This window comes from Bacillus sp. FSL H8-0492, from assembly GCF_038006145.1.
In the GTDB taxonomy this organism is placed as follows: domain Bacteria; phylum Bacillota; class Bacilli; order Bacillales; family Bacillaceae_G; genus Bacillus_A; species Bacillus_A mycoides.
The window spans coordinates 2,696,186-2,718,817 of sequence record NZ_JBBOUP010000001.1; the positions used below are offsets into that span (position 1 = coordinate 2,696,186).

Annotated in this window: 17 protein-coding genes and 1 pseudogene; 8 read left to right on the forward strand and 10 right to left on the reverse strand. The window is 31.8% G+C overall.

Annotated elements, in window-relative coordinates; all coding sequences use genetic code 11:
- The 5 genes from MHH66_RS13965 to MHH66_RS13985 form a co-directional block, all read right to left on the reverse strand.
- Positions 1-654 carry a TetR/AcrR family transcriptional regulator gene (locus tag MHH66_RS13965; RefSeq protein WP_078185729.1) on the reverse strand — a complete coding sequence of 218 codons (654 nt, stop codon included), beginning with the start codon at positions 652-654 and terminating at the stop codon, positions 1-3.
- 24 nt (positions 655-678) lie between these two features.
- Positions 679-1,698: an ABC transporter permease gene (locus MHH66_RS13970; RefSeq protein ID WP_078185728.1), complete on the reverse strand. Its 1,020-nt coding sequence runs from the start codon at positions 1,696-1,698 to the stop codon at positions 679-681.
- Positions 1,695-2,420 carry an ABC transporter ATP-binding protein gene (locus MHH66_RS13975; protein ID WP_016120235.1) on the reverse strand — a complete coding sequence of 242 codons (726 nt, stop codon included), beginning with the start codon at positions 2,418-2,420 and terminating at the stop codon, positions 1,695-1,697. The genes MHH66_RS13970 and MHH66_RS13975 overlap by 4 nt, the downstream gene beginning before the upstream one ends.
- A gap of 184 nt (positions 2,421-2,604) precedes the next feature.
- Positions 2,605-2,856 (reverse strand): hypothetical protein, encoded by a 252-nt coding sequence (locus MHH66_RS13980; protein WP_002017002.1) that lies wholly within the window; start codon positions 2,854-2,856, stop codon positions 2,605-2,607.
- Between the two features lie 216 nt (positions 2,857-3,072).
- Entirely contained in the window at positions 3,073-3,915 is an 843-nt protein-coding gene (locus tag MHH66_RS13985) for a metallophosphoesterase (RefSeq protein ID WP_340866905.1), read from the reverse strand.
- A 644-nt stretch (positions 3,916-4,559) separates the two neighbouring features.
- Between MHH66_RS13985 and MHH66_RS13990 the strand changes: the two genes are divergently transcribed.
- Complete coding sequence (locus MHH66_RS13990) at positions 4,560-5,129, forward strand: methyltransferase (RefSeq protein ID WP_078186017.1); 570 nt, start codon at positions 4,560-4,562, stop codon at positions 5,127-5,129.
- Positions 5,130-5,547: 418 nt separating this feature from the next.
- Entirely contained in the window at positions 5,548-6,957 is a 1,410-nt protein-coding gene (locus tag MHH66_RS13995; protein WP_078186016.1) for a phosphatidylinositol-specific phospholipase C, read from the forward strand.
- 153 nt (positions 6,958-7,110) lie between these two features.
- Here MHH66_RS13995 and MHH66_RS14000 read toward each other — a convergent pair whose 3' ends face one another.
- Together MHH66_RS14000 and MHH66_RS14005 are read right to left on the reverse strand one after the other, a co-directional pair.
- On the reverse strand, positions 7,111-8,487 hold the full coding sequence (locus MHH66_RS14000) for a lytic polysaccharide monooxygenase (RefSeq protein ID WP_078186015.1): 1,377 nt from the start codon (positions 8,485-8,487) through the stop codon (positions 7,111-7,113).
- A 288-nt stretch (positions 8,488-8,775) separates the two neighbouring features.
- Positions 8,776-9,351, reverse strand: a complete 576-nt coding sequence (locus MHH66_RS14005) for a TetR/AcrR family transcriptional regulator (RefSeq protein WP_063218803.1) — start codon at positions 9,349-9,351, stop codon at positions 8,776-8,778.
- A gap of 147 nt (positions 9,352-9,498) precedes the next feature.
- On the opposite strand from MHH66_RS14005, the gene MHH66_RS14010 reads away from it, so the two are divergent.
- Positions 9,499-10,623, forward strand: a complete 1,125-nt coding sequence (locus MHH66_RS14010; protein WP_078186014.1) for an alpha/beta fold hydrolase — start codon at positions 9,499-9,501, stop codon at positions 10,621-10,623.
- Between the two features lie 182 nt (positions 10,624-10,805).
- Here the strand turns inward: MHH66_RS14010 and MHH66_RS14015 are convergent, their stop codons facing one another.
- The gene (locus MHH66_RS14015; protein WP_002141834.1) at positions 10,806-11,099 is read right to left on the reverse strand and encodes an ArsR/SmtB family transcription factor; all 294 of its coding nucleotides are present in this window, start codon (positions 11,097-11,099) and stop codon (positions 10,806-10,808) included.
- 459 nt (positions 11,100-11,558) lie between these two features.
- Here MHH66_RS14015 and MHH66_RS14020 point away from each other — a divergent pair, with 459 nt between their 5' ends.
- The 5 genes and pseudogenes from MHH66_RS14020 (at position 11,559) to MHH66_RS14040 (ending at position 19,160) form a co-directional block, all read left to right on the forward strand.
- Positions 11,559-11,882 carry a hypothetical protein gene (locus MHH66_RS14020; protein WP_078186013.1) on the forward strand — a complete coding sequence of 108 codons (324 nt, stop codon included), beginning with the start codon at positions 11,559-11,561 and terminating at the stop codon, positions 11,880-11,882.
- Between the two features lie 1,683 nt (positions 11,883-13,565).
- Positions 13,566-14,609: pseudogene (locus tag MHH66_RS14025) on the forward strand (Fic family protein).
- Between the two features lie 828 nt (positions 14,610-15,437).
- A complete protein-coding gene (locus tag MHH66_RS14030; protein WP_078186000.1) occupies positions 15,438-16,946 on the forward strand; it encodes a spore germination protein in 1,509 nt (502 codons plus the stop codon).
- Entirely contained in the window at positions 16,933-18,036 is a 1,104-nt protein-coding gene (locus tag MHH66_RS14035; RefSeq protein WP_078186001.1) for a GerAB/ArcD/ProY family transporter, read from the forward strand. Before MHH66_RS14030 ends, MHH66_RS14035 begins: the two co-directional genes overlap by 14 nt.
- Positions 18,033-19,160 (forward strand): Ger(x)C family spore germination protein, encoded by a 1,128-nt coding sequence (locus tag MHH66_RS14040; protein WP_078186002.1) that lies wholly within the window; start codon positions 18,033-18,035, stop codon positions 19,158-19,160. The genes MHH66_RS14035 and MHH66_RS14040 overlap by 4 nt, the downstream gene beginning before the upstream one ends.
- A 502-nt stretch (positions 19,161-19,662) precedes the next feature.
- Here MHH66_RS14040 and MHH66_RS14045 read toward each other — a convergent pair.
- Positions 19,663-21,099 (reverse strand): MBL fold metallo-hydrolase, encoded by a 1,437-nt coding sequence (locus MHH66_RS14045; RefSeq protein WP_078186003.1) that lies wholly within the window; start codon positions 21,097-21,099, stop codon positions 19,663-19,665.
- A 66-nt stretch (positions 21,100-21,165) separates the two neighbouring features.
- Complete coding sequence (locus tag MHH66_RS14050; RefSeq protein ID WP_078186004.1) at positions 21,166-22,365, reverse strand: NAD(P)/FAD-dependent oxidoreductase; 1,200 nt, start codon at positions 22,363-22,365, stop codon at positions 21,166-21,168.
- Between the last annotated feature and the right edge of the window lie 267 nt (positions 22,366-22,632).

Here is a 22,632-nt window from a genome sequence, read left to right on the forward strand (position 1 = left end):
TTACCTCCGTGGCGTTAGTCCATACAATATAAATTGAATCGTATTTTCAATTTCCACTTCATCGTCCCATTTCTCTTCCGGCAATAATAAAAACCTCGTTAAGAGCAACCCTAATACAGCTGATAAAGTAAGACGTAATACGGAAGATGGTGGAAGTTCAATAATTTCCCCTTCTTCTTGAAACTTTGCAATCAGCTTTTTAAAATGTACAAGCAGTTCTGTTTCTATTAATTGTTGTATTTCACTTTTTAGTTCCGGCTGAAATGGTACTTCTTGAATTAATATTTTTATCATTGGAAAGTGCTTTTTAGCAAATTCAAATCTATTTTGAATTATTACTCTTAAAAGCACTTCATACGATTCATACTCTGTTTTAAATATTTCTTTTGCAAAGGCTTGTACGAAAAATGGTGCAGCAAACTTTGTTAAGGTCGGCATCACGACTGCAAACAATAAATCTTTTTTCGTTTTATAGTAGCGGAAGATTGTTCCTTCCGCTACACCAGCTCGCTTTGCAATTTCACTCGTTGAAGTTGAGGCGTACCCATTTTCCCCAAACATATCAACAGCTGCCTCTAATATACGCATTTGACGTTCATTACGTTTATCAGTATTCGTTGCGGCAACTAATTCTTCCAGCCAATCCTTCTTCATTTATTGTGCTCCTTTTTATCATCATTATATTTTGCGATGTTTCTTTAATGCAAATACATTTCCTACTGCAAATAATAGTGAAAAAAGTAGTAATACAGTAAGATCTAATGCAATCTCTGTAAACCCTTGATTCCGAATCATTACTTGTCTCATAGCGTCAGCACCATATGTGAGTGGAAATAATTTACCTAACATTTGTAACCATGTATTCATGGATTCCATTGGAAACAACCCAGAAAAGAAGACTTGTGGTACGATAACAAGCGGTATAAATTGAATCATTTGAAATTCATTATTTGCGTATGCCGATAAAAATGTGCCTAATGTTAGTGCAGTTAAAGAAAGCATACATGTTATAAGTAGCATTAGCCATATTGAGCCAGCTACATATAAATCTAAAATATAAACTGAAAAACTTACAATTATAATAGATTGTATAAATGCAAAGATTCCAAAACCAATAATATATCCTAAAACTATTTCCCATCTTCTCACTGGTGTGGACAATAACCTCTCTAATGTACCACTTAAACGTTCTCTTACAAAAGATACTCCGGACAATATAAATACAAAGAAAAATGTAAAGAAACCAATTAATACGGGACCAAGCCCATCGAACATCGTAATGTCTTTAGAGCCATGTAAATAATCCACTTCTGGCTTCATCATTGATACATTATTCTTCTCTGTACTCTTTTGCAATACTTGAAGTACTGCACGGTTTTTTGATGAATCACTGCCTTCTAATAGAAGATTCATTTTTCCATTTTCTAAATGAATTACTGCATCTACCTTTTGCTTTTCTAATTCCGAAATTGCTTTGTCTTTACTATATTCATAAATTGATGCTTCTTGATTTTTCATTGCTTTTACTATAGGAGCAGGTACATCGACTACAGCAATATGCGGTATATAGTCTTTTTGTGTAAATATTAGCGATAATAACCAAAGTAATAACATTGGTGCCCCAAACATCATTGCTAAAGAACGCTTATCTCGAAAAAATTGACGAATGATACGGATGACTACACCATTAACTCTCATGATTCAATCACTCCTTCTAACATAAAGACATCTTCAATTCGTCCAGAAGATGTTTGTTTTTTCAATTCCTCCGGTGTGCCAATCGCAACTAAATTCCCTTCTCTAATTAGCCCTAGACGTTCGCAAAACTCAGCTTCATCCATAATGTGCGTTGTTACAATAATAGTTGTTCCTTTCTTTTTAAGGTCATAAAACTTCTCCCAAATCGATTTTCGAAGTAGAGGATCTATCCCAACTGTTGGCTCATCTAAAATTAATATTTCTGGTTCATGAAGGAGTGCTATCGCCAATGATAAACGTTTTTTCATTCCACCTGAAAAATGCTGTACTTGCTTTTTCATATGCTCTGATAATTGCACAAGTTCAAAAACTTCTACGATTCTCTCTTTCTTACGCTTACCTTTTAACCCATACATCGTTGCAATAAAATCTGCATTTTCATATGCCGATAGTTCTTCGTATAATGCATCAGCCTGAGCCATATAACCAATTCTTTTCATTTCATTTAGATTAGGCATGTTTGTATTAAAAACAATTACATCCCCTGTAGTTGACTCATTAATACCTGCAATCATTTTAATGAGTGTTGTTTTCCCTGATCCGGAAGGTCCAACCAAGCCAAAAATTTCTGCTTTTTCTACTTGCAGCGAAAGGTTATGCAAAACTTCTTTTTTCCCAAATTTTTTTGATACATCTCGTAAAATAATTGAAGGTTGCTGCACTAAAAATCCCCCTTTTCTTTAAAATGAGTGAGTACTCACTTTTATTTTACTCTCGAATTATTATATGTCAAACTTTTCAAACATATATTTTTTCTGTTATTTACTAAATCAATGAAACAGAGTCGACATTAGAATATCTTTTCTTAAAGTCGACTCTGTTTCATTGTAAATTATTTGATTTTTGTTATGTTTTTAAATTTAAATACCTTCTAATTCTAGCAACATCTAATGAATATTCGATAACTATTTGCTGTATTGGTAATATAACCGTTTCCGGATATAAATGTGCATATTGTAACGTTTCTGCATACTTTTCCAACCGTTTTTCTAAATACTTTACAATTTGCTCAGGATGACTTACTAATAAAGACGTACTATAATAATGAATTTGCTCCTCAATCGCCGTATATTCTTCAATTTCAAATTCTTTATGCATTTGTACACCCCTTTATATTTTTAATATTGCTTAATAATAACTATTTTAACTCGACTAATTTTTAATTTTTTTGATTATTTACACTATAACAAACTCAATAGGTCAAATTTTGTTACTTTATGTAACGTTGAAAAATTTTAACAAAATTGTAATGGAAACTTGTACTCAAGAAAAACTACCTTTAAATTATTCTCCTGAACAAAAAAGCCGTACAGATTAATTTAACTGCACGACTACAATCTCAGGTCTATTAAAAACTCTTTGTGGAATGATACTATTTCCTAATCCTCTACTAACTATCATAGACGTATTTTGTTGTTCATATAAACCCGCTGTATATTTGGGCAGTATTCCTTGATTAGGAGCAACTAATCCCCCGATAAAAGGTAACCGAACTTGTCCCCCATGTGCATGACCCGATAACACTAAATCTACTTTCTCCTCAGCATACTCTTCTAGAAATTCAGGCCTATGGGATAATAATACATTATACCTATCTGGCTGCGTTTCAATTTTTGCTTTTACAATTGCATCTTTTACAATACTTCCTTCATCAATATCTCCAGTATTAAATTCCGGATCATCAATTCCTAACAAGTTTATTTCGTGTCCTCCCTTTTGTATTATTACATGTTCATTTCTTAAAACAGTGACATGCTGTTTCTTTAATTTTTTTTCTAAACTGTTATATTTTCCTGACCATTTTTCATGATTTCCTGTCACAAAATATACCGGATATTCCTTTACAAGTTCTCGTATTACTTGCATACTAATTTCTGCATCGTACGATTTACTGTCTATTAAATCACCCGTAATAGCAATAATATCTGGATTTATGCTTTTTACTTTTTGAATTAAAACGTCTTGATTATCACCAAATTTTTTATTATGTAAATCTGAAATTTGTAGTATTTTATATCCTTTAAAAGAAGAGGGAATTTTACTAGAGGTTATTTTAACCTCAGTTATACTTATTAAATTGTTTTGTAAATATAAAAAGATACTAATGCCTACTAATATACCAATAATTAATATGATTCTTTTAGTCTTCTTGTTCATATTTCCTCCTAAAATCTTGATCAGTACTACAGTTCACAATAAATATTACGTGCCCTTCGCATTCAGAATAACTGATATTATTTAATTGATTTGTAGTGTTTTTTTTAGTTTTATACGCCACTAATAAAATTTTTCAATCTCATTCGTATTAGCTCATTCGCTATAAAGTGGAGCTTTGATATCCTAGTTGTCGTGCATGAGTGTATGATGTCATGCTCATTTTTCAGTGAATTTATAGCGAATCACTGGAAGCTCTTCATCATATTATTATTTATCTTACTTAGTTTGATAACGATATAACGATAATTCCTATAGTTTTTCATAAAAAAATTGTGTACTTTTCTCGAATTATATACGACATTTGCTTGCAAATATATTATTACCACTCCGATTTTAATTTGTTTAAAACGTGCATAGAGAGAATTGAAACAATAAATTACCTTATGAAAAGTTATTATTGTACCATTTGTTAGAAAATTGAAAAAACATGTGTAGATAGATATCATTGTAAATGAATATATAATTAATTTTGATTTTCTGACATAATTCTTAACCTAGTTTTTGCGTGCATCATGAAATAAAATATTGCCCCATGTCAGTCTTTAAAAAATTATATATCATAACTTTAAGGGAGGAAGAAAACTATGAAGATGAAAAGAAAAATCATGATGACGACAGCACTTGCAGCTACATTGGCTACAGGTGCACTACCAAGTACATCGGTGTTTGCTGCTGAAAAAGAGGCTCCTATCCAACAAGAAGAGACACAGATGAGTATTCAACCATTTGCACAAAATAATTTGGAAACAGCAGTTAAAGCTGCCTTAAATGGTCCAGAAGTTAAAAAAATTAAAGTATTTGAGCATGAATTTAATGTAAAACCAATTGAAGTAGTAAATTTAGGTGGCGGTAAAACATATGTTAAGGGACAAATTTCTCATCATTTAAGTTTTCGTCCAGATGATCAATTTTATTATGAGTTTACAGTGCAAGATGGAAAGGTAATAGATAAGCCTGTATTTAATATTGATAGAGGTGGTTGGACACCTTTTGCCGCTCCACTTTTATCAATTCTTGCTGCGTATAATGGGATTCCAGTTAATCCAAATGATTTAAATGCACTTGGTCAACAGATTGGAAAAGTGATAGATGGAAGCTGGGAACATGCAGCCCAATCTATCGCAACTGTAGTTAGTTTAAATTTTAATGAATAGAATTTTAAAATTTTTATTAGCATTGTAGAGATCCACTTTTCCTAAGTAGCCTTGTTATAAGAAATTCTGAAACAGCTATTAATAGATTTTTATCACTCAGTCACATTATCTTGATTTGTTAACCAGCTTATCATTCATTATATGTCACAAAATAGAAGTCTTTTTTAAGGCTTCTGTTTTGTTTGTATACAATACGATAAAAGGTTGTTTTTTCGAGTCCATACTTCGATTCTTTAAGGATCCGTTTGGCTATTAGGTACAATTCATTACAACAAATTATTAAAGTCTCAAATAACTTACACCTCCTATTTTTTAATTTTTTTCAAATACAACAATTCATTATTTAAAGAATGAAAACAATAAATATAGTAAAAAACCATCTTATTTTAACTATTGTTTAAAGGTCAGGAGAGATAAAATGAACAAAATGAAAAATTTCTTTAAAATTAGCATCCTCACTTGTTTTACACTAGTAAGTTTAAGTACACCATCTACTATTTTTGCTGATAGTCATCCAGGTTATTCCTATGAATCCAATATAGGCTATCAAAACCCAGCATGGATGTCGAAAGTAGCAGATTCAACAAAATTGAGTGAAATATCTATTCCAGGGACTCACGGTACAATGGCTTTACATGGAGCAAGTTTTCTTGATGAAAATTTGACAAGAAATCAAACTATGAGTCTACCACAACAATTAAATTCCGGAATTCGATATGTAGATATGCGTGTTAAACGTGTAAAAGATTCTTTTGCAATGTACCATGGGATTGTAAATCAAAAAGCAATGTTTGAAGATGTATTAAAAGAGGCAATTCAATTTTTAAAAGATCATCCGACAGAAACAATTTTAATGCGCTTAAAAGAAGAAACTACTCCTAAAAGTGGCTCACTATCATTCGAGGAAATACTTAATAAATACAAAGACCTTAATTCTTCCTATTTTTGGGATCCGAGTTCTGTACCAACTTCAAAAAGAAATAACCCTACTCTAGGAGACATCCGAGGGAAAATTGTAATCTTACAAAACTTTACAGCCTCTCAGCAATATGGTATTAATTACGATAGCTTAAATATACAAGATACATTTGAAATTGAAAACGGACCAGACGGAATGTATGAAAAATGGAATGCGGTGAGAACCCACCTTCAAAATGCAAATAATAATTTTAACAATGATAAAATCTATCTTAACCATTTTAGTGGCACAGGTGGTGCTGCTGCATTATTAAATAATGTTTATCCTTGGTTTGTTGCAAGTGGTAAAGAGAGCAGAAATACTGATAGTAACCCCAAGATGATTCAAAAAGCTACAACTAATGCGTGGGAAGATTTCCCTCGTGATATAAATGGTCAAGTATTTTATGGTGGAATGAATACACTTGGGACCGAACTCTTGCAACAAGGTGGAATTAAACATTCTGGTATTATCGCAGCTGATTTTCCTGGTCCAGGTTTAATTGATAGTATCATTAAATTAAATGGTATACATTCGAATGAAAAAGAAATATTAATTTCGCAAATTCCATCCGAATCTAGCCCTTTATCCGGACAACAAAATCGATCCAGTCAAAACTTTAAAATTGATAGTTTACCTGTAGGTACTAAGGAATTAAAATGGATTATTGAGCCTTCAGAAAAAGATCATCCTTCTTCTATCTCTTTCAATGTAATGATTGACGTTTCCCTAGGTACAGATTCTACTCGTTGGAAAAATATTTCACATGGATCTAGGACTGAAGCTTATACGAATACTAAATATTATATTGCAAGCCCACTTGGTGCCACTAACAAATTTACAGTGAAAATATACGCTATTACAAATTAAAAAATAAAGAACCCCAATGGAATTCCTTTTTGATGGAATACCATTGGGGTTCTTTAATAATTTCATTTCGTATATATTGGGATGAAGAGTAAAAATTGCACCCCTGTTCCAGTATTGCACATAGAATAAGTGATAACTACCCTTTTCCACTTATCATTTATTTAAAACTGGCTTCCAAAGCGATAGTGCAAAAATCCAATTTGGATCGCCGTTCCCTTGATAACTTTGAATCGCTTCATACACTTTTCCCTCATGTACTACTTTATCACCTTTATTGTATGCTTTTCTTGCATCCCATTTTTCATAAGTAGAGTCCTCTAGTTTTGTTGCTACAGTTAAAACATCACTTCTACTAGACTCATTTCCAGCTAAATCAACCGCCGTCACTACATATTTATACGATGTATTAGTTTTTAAATCTTTATCCATAAAGGATGTATTATCCGCTGTCCCAATTTTATTCATAACCCCAGTGCTTTCTCTATATACAACATAATGATCAACACCTACATTATCTTCAGACGCACTCCACATCAAATCAACAGTTGTCGCTGTTGTACCCATACTATGTAATCCTTTTGGTTGAGTCGGAGCCTCTTTATCTGGAGTTTCATTTGTTGTCTTAACCTTTAGTTTTTCACTTTCTTTTGATATGTTTCCAGCAGCGTCTAATGCCTTTATTGTATAGGTATATTCCGTATTTGCTTTTAGTTTTTTATCAGTAAAAGTTGTACCTGGTACCGTACCAATTACTTCTCCATTACGTAACACTTGATATTCTTTTACACCTATATTATCATTTGAGGCCTTCCATGTTAGTTCAACACTATTGGCAGAAACTTTAGACGCATTTAATCCAGTTGGTTGACTTGGAGCTACTGTATCGGGAGCTTCATTATTTACTAGATTTACATCAATTACATTATAAAACGCATTTGACGTATCTGCTACATCCCATACAGCTAAAATAACATGATAACCATTGCGATCAGTTGGTACATTAATTGTATGTGTTAAATTATTTGATGCTGCCGAACCGTCATGTTTCACAGTTCCAATTGGTTCTAATTCAGCACGTGTTAATGGTTTATTAGGATCCCATCCCTTTTTGGTAATGTAATAATGCCATTTACTTGTAGAATGTGCCGCTGTGTATTTCCATGTAAATGTATTTGCTCCCCCCTTTATTGTGTTTTTGAACCAGCGATTTGATGTTTGTTGGTCAAGAATCCCTCCAAACAGTCCTCCTGCCGAAGCGATTTTCCCATCAATCGGTCCACCATCTGGGAATCCTTTAGGTGCTTCTAGACTTTGAGGTTCGTACATTACATTTCCACAATTTAAATTTAATGCTCCATAATTCTGACTACATAAAGCAGCACGACTACTCGGCTTTTCAACAAACCCATGTGCATATGCACTTTGAGGAATCATTGTAATTGCCGTCACCCCTGCAGCTAAAACACAAGCACCAATTCCTTTTTTACTTTTTCTTAATCTTTCTAACTTAGATGTTAATTTCAAATTCATACTTGTCCCCCCAATATATTGTTTACGCTAATATAATAGCAATATAGGGATAAACGAACAAATCACCTACTAATATATTAATAGTTCAATAACATAAACACATTTAGTTTATTTATTAACCTAATATGGGGCTAAATTAAGCAAATTAATTCTATTTTGTAACATTATGTAGTAAAGAGTTTATAAAAAACCAATAAAGATTCACAAAAAATCCAAATATCGATTACTTAATTTTTTACAACCACACCCCACACGATAACTACATTATTAAGCAGGTTTCATGATTTATTACATTCTCTCGCCACCTGACAAAATCAGATCAAAAACATATCCCTGCATATTATCAATTAGTTTAACCACATCTGGATTTTTATCGTTGCTCAGCGACCAATTAATTGACACCATTGCGTTTGCTGTATACAACTGAGCTACAAAGTCAATCGGCACACTTACTTCAACCTGCCGCTCTTTCAAATAGGAATAGCAGGCATTATATAAAATGGATTCTAATTCTAAACGTAAATCCGCTGAGGGAACACGTACATGGAGTAAAGTTGCAATCTCTTTTTTTCGCGCTGAGATCTTATCGGTTATCATATTAATAGCTTGAGCCACATTTCCATTCTCTATTAAGGCGAAACGAAATTCAATTTCTTCCTTGAACCAGCAGACATAATTTTGCACTAATTTTTCCAAAAGATCATATTTATCTGCAAAATGGCTGTAAAATGTGGACTTACTCACCATAGCATGTATGCAAATATCTTTAGTTGTAATTCGCCCAAACTCTTTTTCGTTCAAGAGGGTAATAAGTGTATTAGAAATATTTTTCTTCGTTTTATAAACGCGAACATCCTCTCCCATTAATAATCAATCTCCTTCCCAAAGTTGCTTATCAAACCATTTATATCCTTATGGTTCGATTTCGTACTTCTTACCCTTTCCTGCTTGTTGTTTCTTTAATATACTTCTCTTATCCTTACCTTGTAGTCAAATATAAGGAGGGATTTTATGTTTAAACAGTATGTAAACAACGAACAGTTCAATTTGCAAATTAACCGTTTTTTCAACGATTTCTATCAAGACGATGAGCGGGCAAATCAGGATTTGCAAGCCATCATCCCAAGACTTACAGACACGGACAGCTGGTATAACACTTGGATAGAATATGCAGCAATGCGGGAGTATCAGAAAGACTTCGATCTAGCTTCGGTTTATTATCAGGCTGCCGAGTTTTATATGGAATCATCCGATCCAAAAAAAGAAAAAGTGTACCAAAAATACCGTGAAACTTTTTATAAGGGCTTTCATGACTTTGAGTATGAAACCTATCAAATTCCTTATGAAGATTCCTATCTTCCTGCAATCAAATTCATGACACCAGGCGCATGTAATACACTACTTTTCTTTGGAGGCTACGATTCCTACATGGAGGAAATGATGAAGATGATGAACTACCTCATAGGAATCAATTATAATATTATAGTTTTTGATGGACCTGGACAAGGAACAGCACTGAAAAACGGCTTAAAATTCATCCACAACTGGGAGAAGCCCGTTTCCACAGTCATTGACTATTTCAAACTTGACCGTGTTAGTATTCTCGGAGCTTCTTGGGGCGGCTACTTGGCAATGCGTGCCGCCGCTTTTGAAAAACGAATCGACAAAGTCATCGCCTTTAATATTTTTTATAGTGGCCTTGATGCACTCAAGATGCGCATGCCGGATAATATCTGGAATAAATTGACCACGCTTCTGGCTACTAATGAAGCTGACAAAATTAATACCATGTTTAAACAAATGATGGCCACCAGCATCGACCTGAACTGGAAAGTTAAAAAAGGTATGGAAAATACAGGTGAAAAAACGCCATTTAACTTACTTAAAAACTTTGAAAAACATACGATGGCAGGAATCGGTCAGTTCATAAATCAAGAAGTATTGCTCCTGGCTGGTGAAGACGATCAGTACGTTCCAATTGGCCGATTACCGCAAATCGAATCGGATCTATGTAATGCAGCCTCCATCACTTCTGTAGTTTTCACTAAGAAAACTGGTGGTGAACAACATTGTCAGGCTGGTCATCGTCACTTAGCTTTTGATGAAATTAAAAGATTTTTGCGACATAACTTCTAGTGAATAATATCAAGCATTTTAGCACTTTCAAAATTTTTCATATACTAACACATTAGAACATGGTGACTATCGTGACACTCCTCAAAAAAACTGATATTTTGTCATAAAAGAAATCCCCCACTTATTTGTGGGGGGATTATTCTGTGCTTTACTTATAATGATATGTGTGAAGTTTTGTTTATTTACAAACCTAAAATCCCTACAATCTGACTCGCCTTTAAATTAGTAATATAATTGTACATCTCTAAGCCTTTTCTTTCAGCCTTTAGCACCTTGCCTCTCATTTTCGATAAATGTTGGGAAACAGTAGATTGTGGAATTTTTAAAAGCTCCGTCAATTGTGTAACATTACATTTTTTATACTGAATTAACTCGTTTATAATTTGCAATCGAATTGGATGTGCCATTATTTTTAACATATCTACATCCTCTTCAGTTATTACACTCTTTTTCATTTCACTTTTATACATTGTCATAAGAAATTCTCCTTTATTATCCGTGCATTTCCGCACGTCTTTTAATTAGAAGTATATTCTAAAATTATTACGGTTTAATATTCTTACTTTTTGGTATATTGAAGTTTATATTTTCAAAATAATATAATTCCAGAAACGCCTTACACACATATTTTAAAATTCCAATATACGATTAATATGAACTTAATATACGGTTTAAATGAATCTTATATAATGAATCTCACTTCACTATGGAGACACTGTTGAAACTTTACTTCAATAGCTCTGTAGGAAACTTATAAACAACTAAAAAAGGACACACCTATAGCATATGTATGCGTAGGTGTGTCCTTTTCTCAGATAAATTTTAGAGTATTAACTTCTTTTTATCCTATCGTATAAGATAACTATTTAAATTTCAAAATATATAGTATAGAATAGGAACATTCGCTATATTTATGTATGAAAGGATTTTTGGAAATGGACTTGTTGCAAATCAAGAAAATGGAAAATTTAATTTGGACTATTGAACATAGTAATGACCTCTCAAAAAGGTTTTACATAATAAAATTTTTTGATAGAGAAAATACAATTAAGCCAACTGAAACGTTAGAATTTGGAAATAGAAATATCGACAAATTTGAATGGGTGTTTATTAATATATTTCCAAGGGTAGTAACAACTTATGTCCCTTCCACTGGAAGGAAACCTGATGAATCATTAATAGATACAACTAGAGAAAACAGTAAAGAATCACTTATTTTACAAGGAATACGAACCTACACCAAGTTTTGGTCATGTTAACCCCCACCCTTCTATAGCAGCAAATATAATTTTACATAAAATGTGGTTTTTTAAGTTAAGGTGAATTCTATATGTAAATTCTTCTGAGAGTTTCATTCACATTGTATTGTTCGTTATTTGAAGAACAATGAGTTTTTTATAATATACGATATATCAATTTTTAAAATGTATGCTTATACTTATTTTTTTAGACATTTTATTCTCTTAAGAGCATCCACGCAAATACATGCTCTTAAGAAAATAAAAGTAGTACGCATGAGATTGAATGAATATTAAATAAAACACTTTGGATCTGGAACTTACCTTACACTTTGTTTTATATACATAAAAGAAGAGTAGAATATCCTTTTTTATTTTTAGATTTGCCTACTAACACTTCAAACAATCTATCAGGACCTTAAGTAGTGAATAGTTCAATTTAAGGGGATTGTTTTAGTCTCTACTAATTTAGTAGAAAATTCAGTTCCACATTTAACCTTTCTAAATTCTAGATGATTAAATCCTTGATTAGCGCCTCATCGGTTGAATCAAAAAGGTATGCACTTTAATACACCTAGTCCAACAAACGTAAATATTACTCCTACCAAATCAAACAAAAAAATTTGAGTAGCCCCCTATTTATTGCACTAATTATAACTAGAGCTAGCCCTTTCCTTTTCTTTAAATTCCTACTTTAACTAGACCATACGGACGTTAAGTGTTAAGTGATATGAAAGGGTTCATTTTTCACCTTTTCTAAATAACTTATTATATTATTTTTATCTAATAAGGCACAGAAACAAATTAAAAACCTTTAGTGCTCCTGAGAAAACCTCTTGAGGAAAAACGCTTTTAGGGTGAAACGTTTTTCAGGGTACTTTTATACTGACTCTTTTCCTTAAAATGTTTCTGTACCTAATATTTAAATTAACTTATGTCAAAATATTTCGCAATACAAGTACTAAATGCTACATGGATATATAGAAAATGACACTTTTTATGATCATACCCCATCAAATACTTATATTAAATATAGAAAGTCACCTTAATATTATTAAATTTGTTAAATTAAATAATGAAAATGGAGAATACTAACTTTATAATTGTCACAATTTAATTTATATATCTACTCTTTTATTACTCGTAAAAATCATTTGATAATTCCTTCAATATTAATTTATGAAATGCAGAGACCATCTAAAGCAAGATTTTTCTTACATTAGATTGTTTTTCTATTTAATTTATTTTGTCGAAAAAAGTCGATATTTTCATATTTTTTTCATTTAATTATTGTACATTTGCACATTTAATGTTAGGATTATGCCTATTCAAATTAGATCCTATTGATTCCTCTTTAAGATTTCTTTATTTTATTTGTGAAAATTAGTTACTTTCTAGTAAATTCCCAGCAATAATACAGCAAACTACACTAATAATAATTCTAAAATTATATTTTCATCTCGTAAATTCATAAAAAGGAATTTACGTCAAACTATATTTTCTATCTGTGTATATTCATTCTTTATTCAAACATGATTAATCATAAGTTCTAACTCGTTAATCAAATTTAAATAACAATTTTGATTCTAAAATAAGTTCAAAATCAAAATAAATATATTGTTATTTCAAAATAATGTTGTAAACTATCTTTAGAATGGAAAGATTTATGTAACAGCATGTTAAGGGGTTACAGGGGGAATAAAAATGAGAAATTTTTTCGATGACAAGTATAAAAATATTGAATTAAAAAGGAGACTATTAAATATAATCAGTGAAATTAGTGAATTAAAAGGAAAATTAGCTGCTTATCAGGAACAAAATCCTGATATATTTACTAGCTTAGAAAAAACCATACCACTTCATTACATAAAAAACTTTACTACTACCTATGAAGATATAAAAGTCCCAAATAAAAGATTGAAAGAACTTATTTTAGATGATATAGTACCTCAAAATATTTCGGAAGATGCTATCTTTTGTTTTTATCAAACACTTACTTTTGTACATAAGAATTCCTGTGATTTATTAATCAATCCAGAGACTATACAGGAATTACATTTTCAATTAATACATTACATTACCTCTGACAGTGCCAAATGGCGCGAAAAACCGTTTACTATTCCAGGTATTCCTGAAAACGGAATGCACTTAAATAGTTACCGCATTCTTCCACATGAGCTTATTCCACAAGTAATGGAACAATTATGTGATCAATATAACTCATTAAATTCTAGTAAGGGCCATCATTCACTTTTATTAATAGCTCGTTTTATATTTAATTTTTATTGCATAGTCCCTTTTAATCAGGGTAACGGCAGATTGGCACTTATGTTAATGCAATTGCTATTAATTAAGAGTGGAAATACATTTGTAAAATATGTATGTCTGGATAAATACATTAAGAAAAATGAATCTGAATATTACAATTCAATCTATAAATCTTCGGTAAATTGGTACTGCGAGGAACATAATAGTAGCTTTTAGTTAAAAACGTTTTTAACTATTATATTAGAGGCGTACAAAGATCTTCATAATACAGTTCTAGATTCTATATGTAAGCATACTAAAGTGGAGAGAATTCAGGATTTTATCCTTAAACAAAAACAACCCTTTACTAAGGAGTGTATTCGTAACACATATCCAGACATAGCAGAGAGTACAATCAGTAAGGCTTTAAATTCCTTGCAATTGTTTGGCCATATTAAGCTAGTGACAAAAGGAAGAAATGCTAGTTGGATTAAAGTTTAACTATACTTGTAAAACACTTACAGTTCAAAAAAGAAAATTATAACTTTATCATTTAAATTCGTGCCTTTGGACTCTTATTCATTGAATTTCACTTTAATATATTAAGCTATTATTACTAATTCCTACAAAACGTTTTATAGGAATATTTGTCGAAAAAAGTCGTATTTTACTATTTTTTCTTTATTTTCTGGTTGTAAACGTTTTATTTTCATGTTACCATTTTAATCAAACAATAGATGGTAATAAAAATGAAAATATTTCTTTCCCTTAGAAACATATAAACGTACGGTCATATCAAGAAAATAAGGCCAAAGAAATATTTGATACCTATCCAAATTACCAATAGGAATTTTGCCGCATTAACTTTCTGTTATTTCAGAATAAAACTTCACATTTTGTCCCTAAACAAAATTTGTTAGCGTGCAAAATTCAAATACACTAAAACACCCAAATAAATGAAATGTCCTTGTTTATTGAGCATTGAGGTATGAAAAAATAATTCTTCCTACAAAATTCAGCTGAGTAACATAAAGACATCTAAATTACTACCTTTATCGCCATCTATTGTTGACAACATATTTACCAACTATTAAAAAGAACCTATCAAGGGTTCTTTTTTATTATAATCATTCAAATTTCACTTCTATCTTGATACTTAGATTTCTACACAAATTACATCTACTTTTTTACTCTCAATTATTGAATTTATAATATAGTACTTCAATTTTAGTTATTCTTGATCTCAATCCGTTTAAATTAGTGAATAAAATTCAAACATATAAAAATAATAACTACAACTACTCGTTATATATTAAAGAGGTGTCAATTTTGTCCTTAAATGAAAAGACCCTAGAAACAAAGACAGATAAAACCATTGAAAAAATCCAAACAAGTAACTTAAAAGAACTTAAAAATACATTAGATAACATCTTTGATATTAGTGCAGATTTGATTGAACATCCTTTGCAATTAAAAACAAACACGAATATTTTACTATATTATTTTGAAGGCCTTACAGATGGTGTTGCATTAAAAGGAAATGTTGTTACACCATTATTACAAGAAGTGAATGAAGACAGTCAAATATTTAATTCTAATATTATTGCTACTCATACCAAAATAGTATATACGTGGAATGAAATTAAAGAAGGATTACTTGAGGGACAATGTGTACTGTTTATGGAAGGAGAAAAGAGGTCCCTTCTAATAAATACAAAAGGCTGGGCAGAGAGAGCGATTCAAGAACCCATTTCAGAAGTTACTATTAAAGGCTCACATGATGGGTTTATTGAGAATGCCACAAAAAACATAGGCTTAATTCGTCGATATATTCCTTCTACTGAATTGAAAATTAAAAAATTGACAATTGGAGAACGCGCCACTTCTTTAGTCTATTTAATTTACTTAGGGGATGTAGCAAACGAAGATGTGGTCCAAGAAATAGAAACTAGAATCTGTAAAATTAAAACGGATGCGGTATTGAGCATTGGAGAACTATCTAATTTTACAAAGGATCAAAATTGGACTCCTTTTCCACAGGCTTATTTAAGTGAACGCCCAGATGCCATTTCTAATCATATACTTGATGGAAAAGTAGCAGTGTTAATTGATAGATCTCCTGGTGCGATGATTGTCCCAATGAATTTAATTGGATTTTTTCAGACTCCAGATGATTATAATATACATTGGCTCATTGCATCATTTTTTCGCTTATTACGATTTGCAGGATTTATTATAGCTATTTTTTTACCCGCAATTTATATTGCTATAGTCTCTTTTCACTTTGAAATCATTCCTTTAGATCTATACACTTCTATTGCAACGTCAAGAGTTAAAGTCCCTTTCTCTCCTTTATTGGAAGCTTTTATAATGGAAATCACACTAGAAATGCTACGTGAAGCTGGTATTCGCTTACCACAACCAATTGGACAAACAATTGGAATTGTTGGAGGGATTGTAATTGGGCAGGCGGCTGTTCAAGCTGGTCTTGTGAGTAACGTTATGGTTATTATCGTATCTATTACCGCCATTGCATCATTTATTGTTTCTAATTATGATTTATCAAGTTGTATTCGGCTTATTCGTTTTCCAATGATGTTATTGGCCTATTTTTATGGGATTGTAGGTATTGTTAGTGGATTAATGCTCTTATTTGCTCATTTTGTTTCACTAACTTCCTATGGTTCACCATATGGATTGCCAATTGCACCATTTCGTCTCCAAGAGTTAAAAGATTCTTTTGTAAGATTTCCTATTTCTATGATCACCACCCGCTCGAGTACAGGACAGCCGAAACAAAGAAAGAAAAAAGAAGGTGGTTCGCATGGGAAATCTTAAATTCCAAAGCATAACCTTATTCGAATATATTGTTTTCATTCATTCACTGCAACTTGCATCAGGTATGTTAATTATGCCAAGCCCTCTTGCCACTACCGCTGGTACAGACGGCTGGATTTCTATCATTCTGGGATGGATAATTACTTCTATAATTGGCGTAATTATTATATTAATGTTACAAAAAAATCCTAACAAAAATTTCTCTCAGATCTTAAATACATACTTTGGTAAATGGCTAGGGACAATTTTTCTTCTTTTATATGCCTTTTATCTATTTTTTGCTGGTTTTAATACTTTATTAAAGGCAACTGATATTGTAAAAGTGTGGATATTCCCTTCCACTCCTGCTTATCAAATCGCCATATTATTACTATTGCCTTTTATCATTTTAGCCCTGAGTGGGTTAAGGGCTCTTACTAGTTATTCTATGCTTGTTTTCTTCTTCACTACTTGGATGCCACTATTTCTTCTTTTTTCATTAAAAAGTAACTACAATCCTTTACATCTACTACCTATTTTTAAAGATGGCATATACCCTATTGTAAAGGCAACAAAAGAAACCATTACTCCTTATGCAGGCTTAGAAATTGCATATTTTATTTATCCGTTCTTACAAAAAAAACAAAAAGCCATAAAAGGAATACTAATAGCGAATACTGGAACCATGTTTTTCTATCTATATGTGACTATTCTTTCTTATATATACTTTAGTCCGGAGGGGATAAAAGACGTAATTTGGCCAGTATTTCATCTGTTAAAAGGGGTTCGTTTTTCTTTCGTAGAACGATTAGAAATTATATATATCGCTTACTATTTGATTGTATTTTCCACTACAATATATCCGTATTTATTTTTCAGTTTTGAATCTGTGACCATTTTACTTCAAAAAAATGCTCGCAATTGGGTGCTCGTTAGTTTTATGTTTTTAATAATCGGCTTATTTATTTTTCTAAATCCCGACGTGGATCAATATTTATTTATATATTCTCTTATGGATATCTTAAATATCATTTTCTTTATTCTATTACCAATCTTTTTTTTCGCTTACAGCATTCTTTTTACTTGGTTTACTAGGAGGAAACAGCTTTGATTCGAAAATGGATATGGATTGTAATCTGTTGTGTATGTTTAATTGGTTGTAGTCAGAGAATTCCTCTTGAGAAGGTTTCATTAATCCTTTTAATTGCCTTGGATAGAAACTCTAATGGAGACGTAAAGGTGGGCACAAGCATACCACTCTTTCATCATAGACAGCAAAAAAGTACTATAGAGAACTGGACTCAGGCATCAACTGTATATAATGGATTCAGTAAGATAGATACGAAGTTAACGGGCTATATGACAGCCTCCAAAGCTGAAATCATTTTAATTGGGAAAAAATTGGCCCAAGAAGCAAATTGGATGCAGGAGCTTGATTCTTCTTACCGTGATCCTTACGCTACCATTAATGCTAAAGTAGTACTTGTTGATGGACCTGTAGAAGAAATTTTCACAATTAATAAGCCCGATAAACCATCACTACCATCTTATATAAGTAGTGTAATCGAATCCTCCATTCAAAATAATCAATCCGTTTCTTCCACTATTCAACAATTAATGAGAGAAAAAAATGAAGAAGGAATGACACAAGCTGTTCCAGTTATCAAAAAAACAAAAAATGAAATTGACACGATAGGAATTGCACTTTTAGATCGACAAGGAAAATTTTTAACTCGTATCCCTAAAAAAAATGTTAAGTTCTTCAATCTTTTAAATAAGCCCAAAAATAAAGGCCGGATGATACTACACCTTGTGCTTCCACCTAAAAAATTCAGCCAAAAACCAAACACTTCTATATTAATACAGAATGCGACTAGGAAAATAGATGTTAATTTTCAAAAAGGAAAGTTTGTATTTAATTTCGATATAAACGCTAATGTAGCTATAATAGAAAAAACTAACGCACATTTAATTAAGGAGCATTATGATAATAAAAAAAACATACATAATTTAGAAAATGAGGTTCAAAAAGAAATTAATAAGAAATTACAAAATATGTTGTATGAATTACAAAAGAATAAAATTGATCCTATCGGATTATCGTTATATGCTAGAGCTTTTCAATATAACGAGTGGAAAAAACTAAAAGGAGATTGGTTGCAAGCGTTAGCAGAGGCTAAAATAACTGTAAAAACACACGTCAAAATAAAAGATACTGGGACCATTAGAAATTAGATTAGCCTATTCTTTTATTTGACAGCATTTCTCAGTCGAATTTCCCTTCCTCAATAATTATGATATAAAAGATGCTAATTCAAAGAAAAATCTTTCGGTTAAATGCTAACCAATAGATTTTTCTTTTTTCTCTAACCAGTTCTTTTAAAAGAGCAACAATTTAACCACGGTAATCAAGTACAAGTTTCTAATTTAAGGAATTTAAGAACTTATAACTCTATTGCAGTAAACATGCCAGATACCATTATCAAAGCCGAAATTCCTAAGTTAAGGGGTTTCGGCTTTTTGAGTTCGTTCGAATATCTTAGTTTTAGTTTTATGTACTTTGATAGAATAGATACACATCAGCATATTTGTGCTTAATTTTATCGTTTAATGCGGCTTTAATAAATCATTTTTAGTTTATATATCCCATACTGATAGCAATTGAATTTTATTATTTATCCCCTTAGATTATTTCAAATGATTCTATTTTCTTTCCATTTGACTCTTTTGATATATTTCAAATTTCTTGATTACATGTTGTATAGGGGAGCCCTTCTTTTTTCCACGTAAGAAATCCTCCCTTTAAATTAACTACTTTCTTTATATCAGCTTTTTGTAAAATGCTAGCTGCTATAGCGGAACGTAACCCCGTTCGACATTGTAAAACTATTGGACAATTTTTCGGTACATCATCTAGCCGTTCAAATAGATTACCTAAAGTGATATGTATTGCATCATGAAGATGTCCTTCATCCCACTCTTTTTTACTACGCACATCGATAACCTTTACACTTCCATCTTTTATTAACGGATATAATTCATTTGATGTTTTTTCCTTATAAATCTCTAAACTATGGAATCTTTGAATTACCTTTGAAGGTGCAAAAGCAATAATATTATCTAAGCCAATGGACTCAAAGTCTCTAATAACTTCCTCCACTTTAACATTTTCCGCATCTAAAATTATTAAAGTTTCTTTTTTATAATCTAATATCCCCCCACACCAAGTTGTGAAAGAATTGTTATAAGGTATGTTAATTGACTTCTCGATGTGGCCAGCAGCAAAACACTCTACATCCCTTATATCAACTATTTGCTGAACACCCCTTATCACTTCTTGAAGTTCTTCTATTATATAAATAGCAGTAATCTCTCTCTTCTTACGAGTTGGTGGACCATACTTATTTAAATGCTTCATTAATGGAAAATACTTTGGAGGCTCTGGCTGTCCCGTCAATAAATTCGATATAAAATTATCTTCATCATTACATTGAAACGCCCAATTAAACATCTTTTCATAACCTAATGTGGAAGTTGGAATTGCTCCTAATGCTTTTCCACATGCACTTCCTGCACCATGTGATGGCCATATTTGCAAATAATCAGGGAGTATTTTTATTTTTTGTATAGAATCAAATAATTGTTTCGCTCCTATTTTTGCGGTATCTTTAATACCAACAGCAATTTCTAATAAATCGGGTCTACCTATATCTCCTACAAATATAAAATCACCTGTGAATATTCCTATCGGTTTATCATTCATATAATTATTTTGACTTGTATCGGTTACTAAAAAGGAAATACTTTCAGGCGTATGCCCTGGGGTATGAATGACATTGAATTTTATATGACCAACCTTAAACTCTGTTCCCTCTCTAACCAAATTGTATCGACCCTCGTTAAGATTTTGATATTTCCAATCACTATCTCCTTCATCTGATACATATAAATTTGCATTAAAAAGAAGGGAAAGTTCTCTAGACCCAGATAGAAAATCTGCATGAATATGAGTCTCAGCCGCAGCAATTACTTCCATTCCCTCTTTCTTAGCAAATTCTATATATTGTTCTATATAGCGGCTGGGATCAATAACAATTGCTACGCCTTCCTTCTGACAACCAACTAAATAGGAAGCATGAGCTAATTTTTCATCATAAAAATATTTTAAAAGCATAGCTATTCCCTCCAAATGCTTATTTCAAATTACTTCTCGGTTGTTACAACAACTCCCTATCTTTCCTTATAGAATCCCTTTCAACATTAAATTCCAATACATATAGGGCAACATATACCTTTTAAGTAAAAACATACTATACCGTTCTTTCGCTTGATTAAACGGAAACGTTTCTTGAGGCTCATGTTCATAGTTAAATTCAGCGAGTATAAGACTTTTATATCCTGTAACAATCGGACAGGATGTATACCCATCATAATTAGCCTGCAAGTCTCTTCCATTAAGTACGTCCAAAATATTTTGTTTTAAGACAGGTATTTGTTTTCGAATTGCCGCTCCAGTTTTAGATGTAGGTAAATTGGTACAATCTCCAAGTCCAAAAATATTCTTATATTTTACATGCTGCAAAGTATAAGGACTTATATCTACCCACCCCTGATGATCACTTATCTCACTTTCTTTAATAAAGTTAGGTGGCCCCATTGGTGGAACAACATGTATCATACTATATGGTACTGTTTCTCGTTTCAGTGTTTGCGTATCTTCAAAAATTGCTTCTCTCTTTTCAGCGATAATTTCTACTAAGTTTTTATTATAGTTCGTTATAATTTGCTTTCTTTCTAGTACTTGTTCTAATGTTTCAGCATAACGCGGTACCTGAAATATGTTAGCGTTCGCAGAATAAAACATTACTTCACTTCTGTTTTTCAAACCGTCATTACAAAAATACTCTTCTGCTAAATACATAATTTTTTGTGGGGCGCCACCACATTTAATAGGAGTATTGGGGTGGGTAAAAATCGCATTTCCTCCTTTGAATTTTTCAATTTCTCTCCAAGTAGAATCAACATATTTATAAGAATAATTGCTACAAATCCCATTAGTCCCAATAGACTCCTTTAAGCCTTTAATACCACCCCAATTTATTTGTATACCGGCTGCTACAATAAGAATCTCATATTCAAGTAGCATTCCATCATCTAAAAGTATCTTATTTTCATCTGGAAACAACTTAACAACACTTTTAGGAATCCACGTTGCTCCTTTTGGAATAAGTGATTCTTGATCACGCATCGTACATTCCTTTGAAACAATTCCTCCCCCAACTAAACTCCATAGTGGTTGGAAGTAATGTTTTTTAGATGAATCGATAATAGCTATACTTTCTTTCAATAGGGATACATTTCGTAACAAATGTGCAGTAGAAGATAGTCCTGCAGTCCCAGCGCCAATCACAATAATTTTATAATTATCTCTGGTCTTCATTATCCTCTTCCTATCTGAATTTAATTTTTAAGTTAACTAATTATTAGCCTTATTTCATCGTAGTAACAATATTATAAGATAAAAATACTATTATTTTATCTTATCAAAACGAATATTCTGTTAACTTTATCCGTCGACATTACTATATGCGTAAATCCCTTATGTTACTTCTTTAATTTGTTTCAAACTCTACAAACTTTACATTTCTCAATATTAGCCTGTATCCTATCTCACTTTAATGACATTACACTTCTATAGATAATGAAA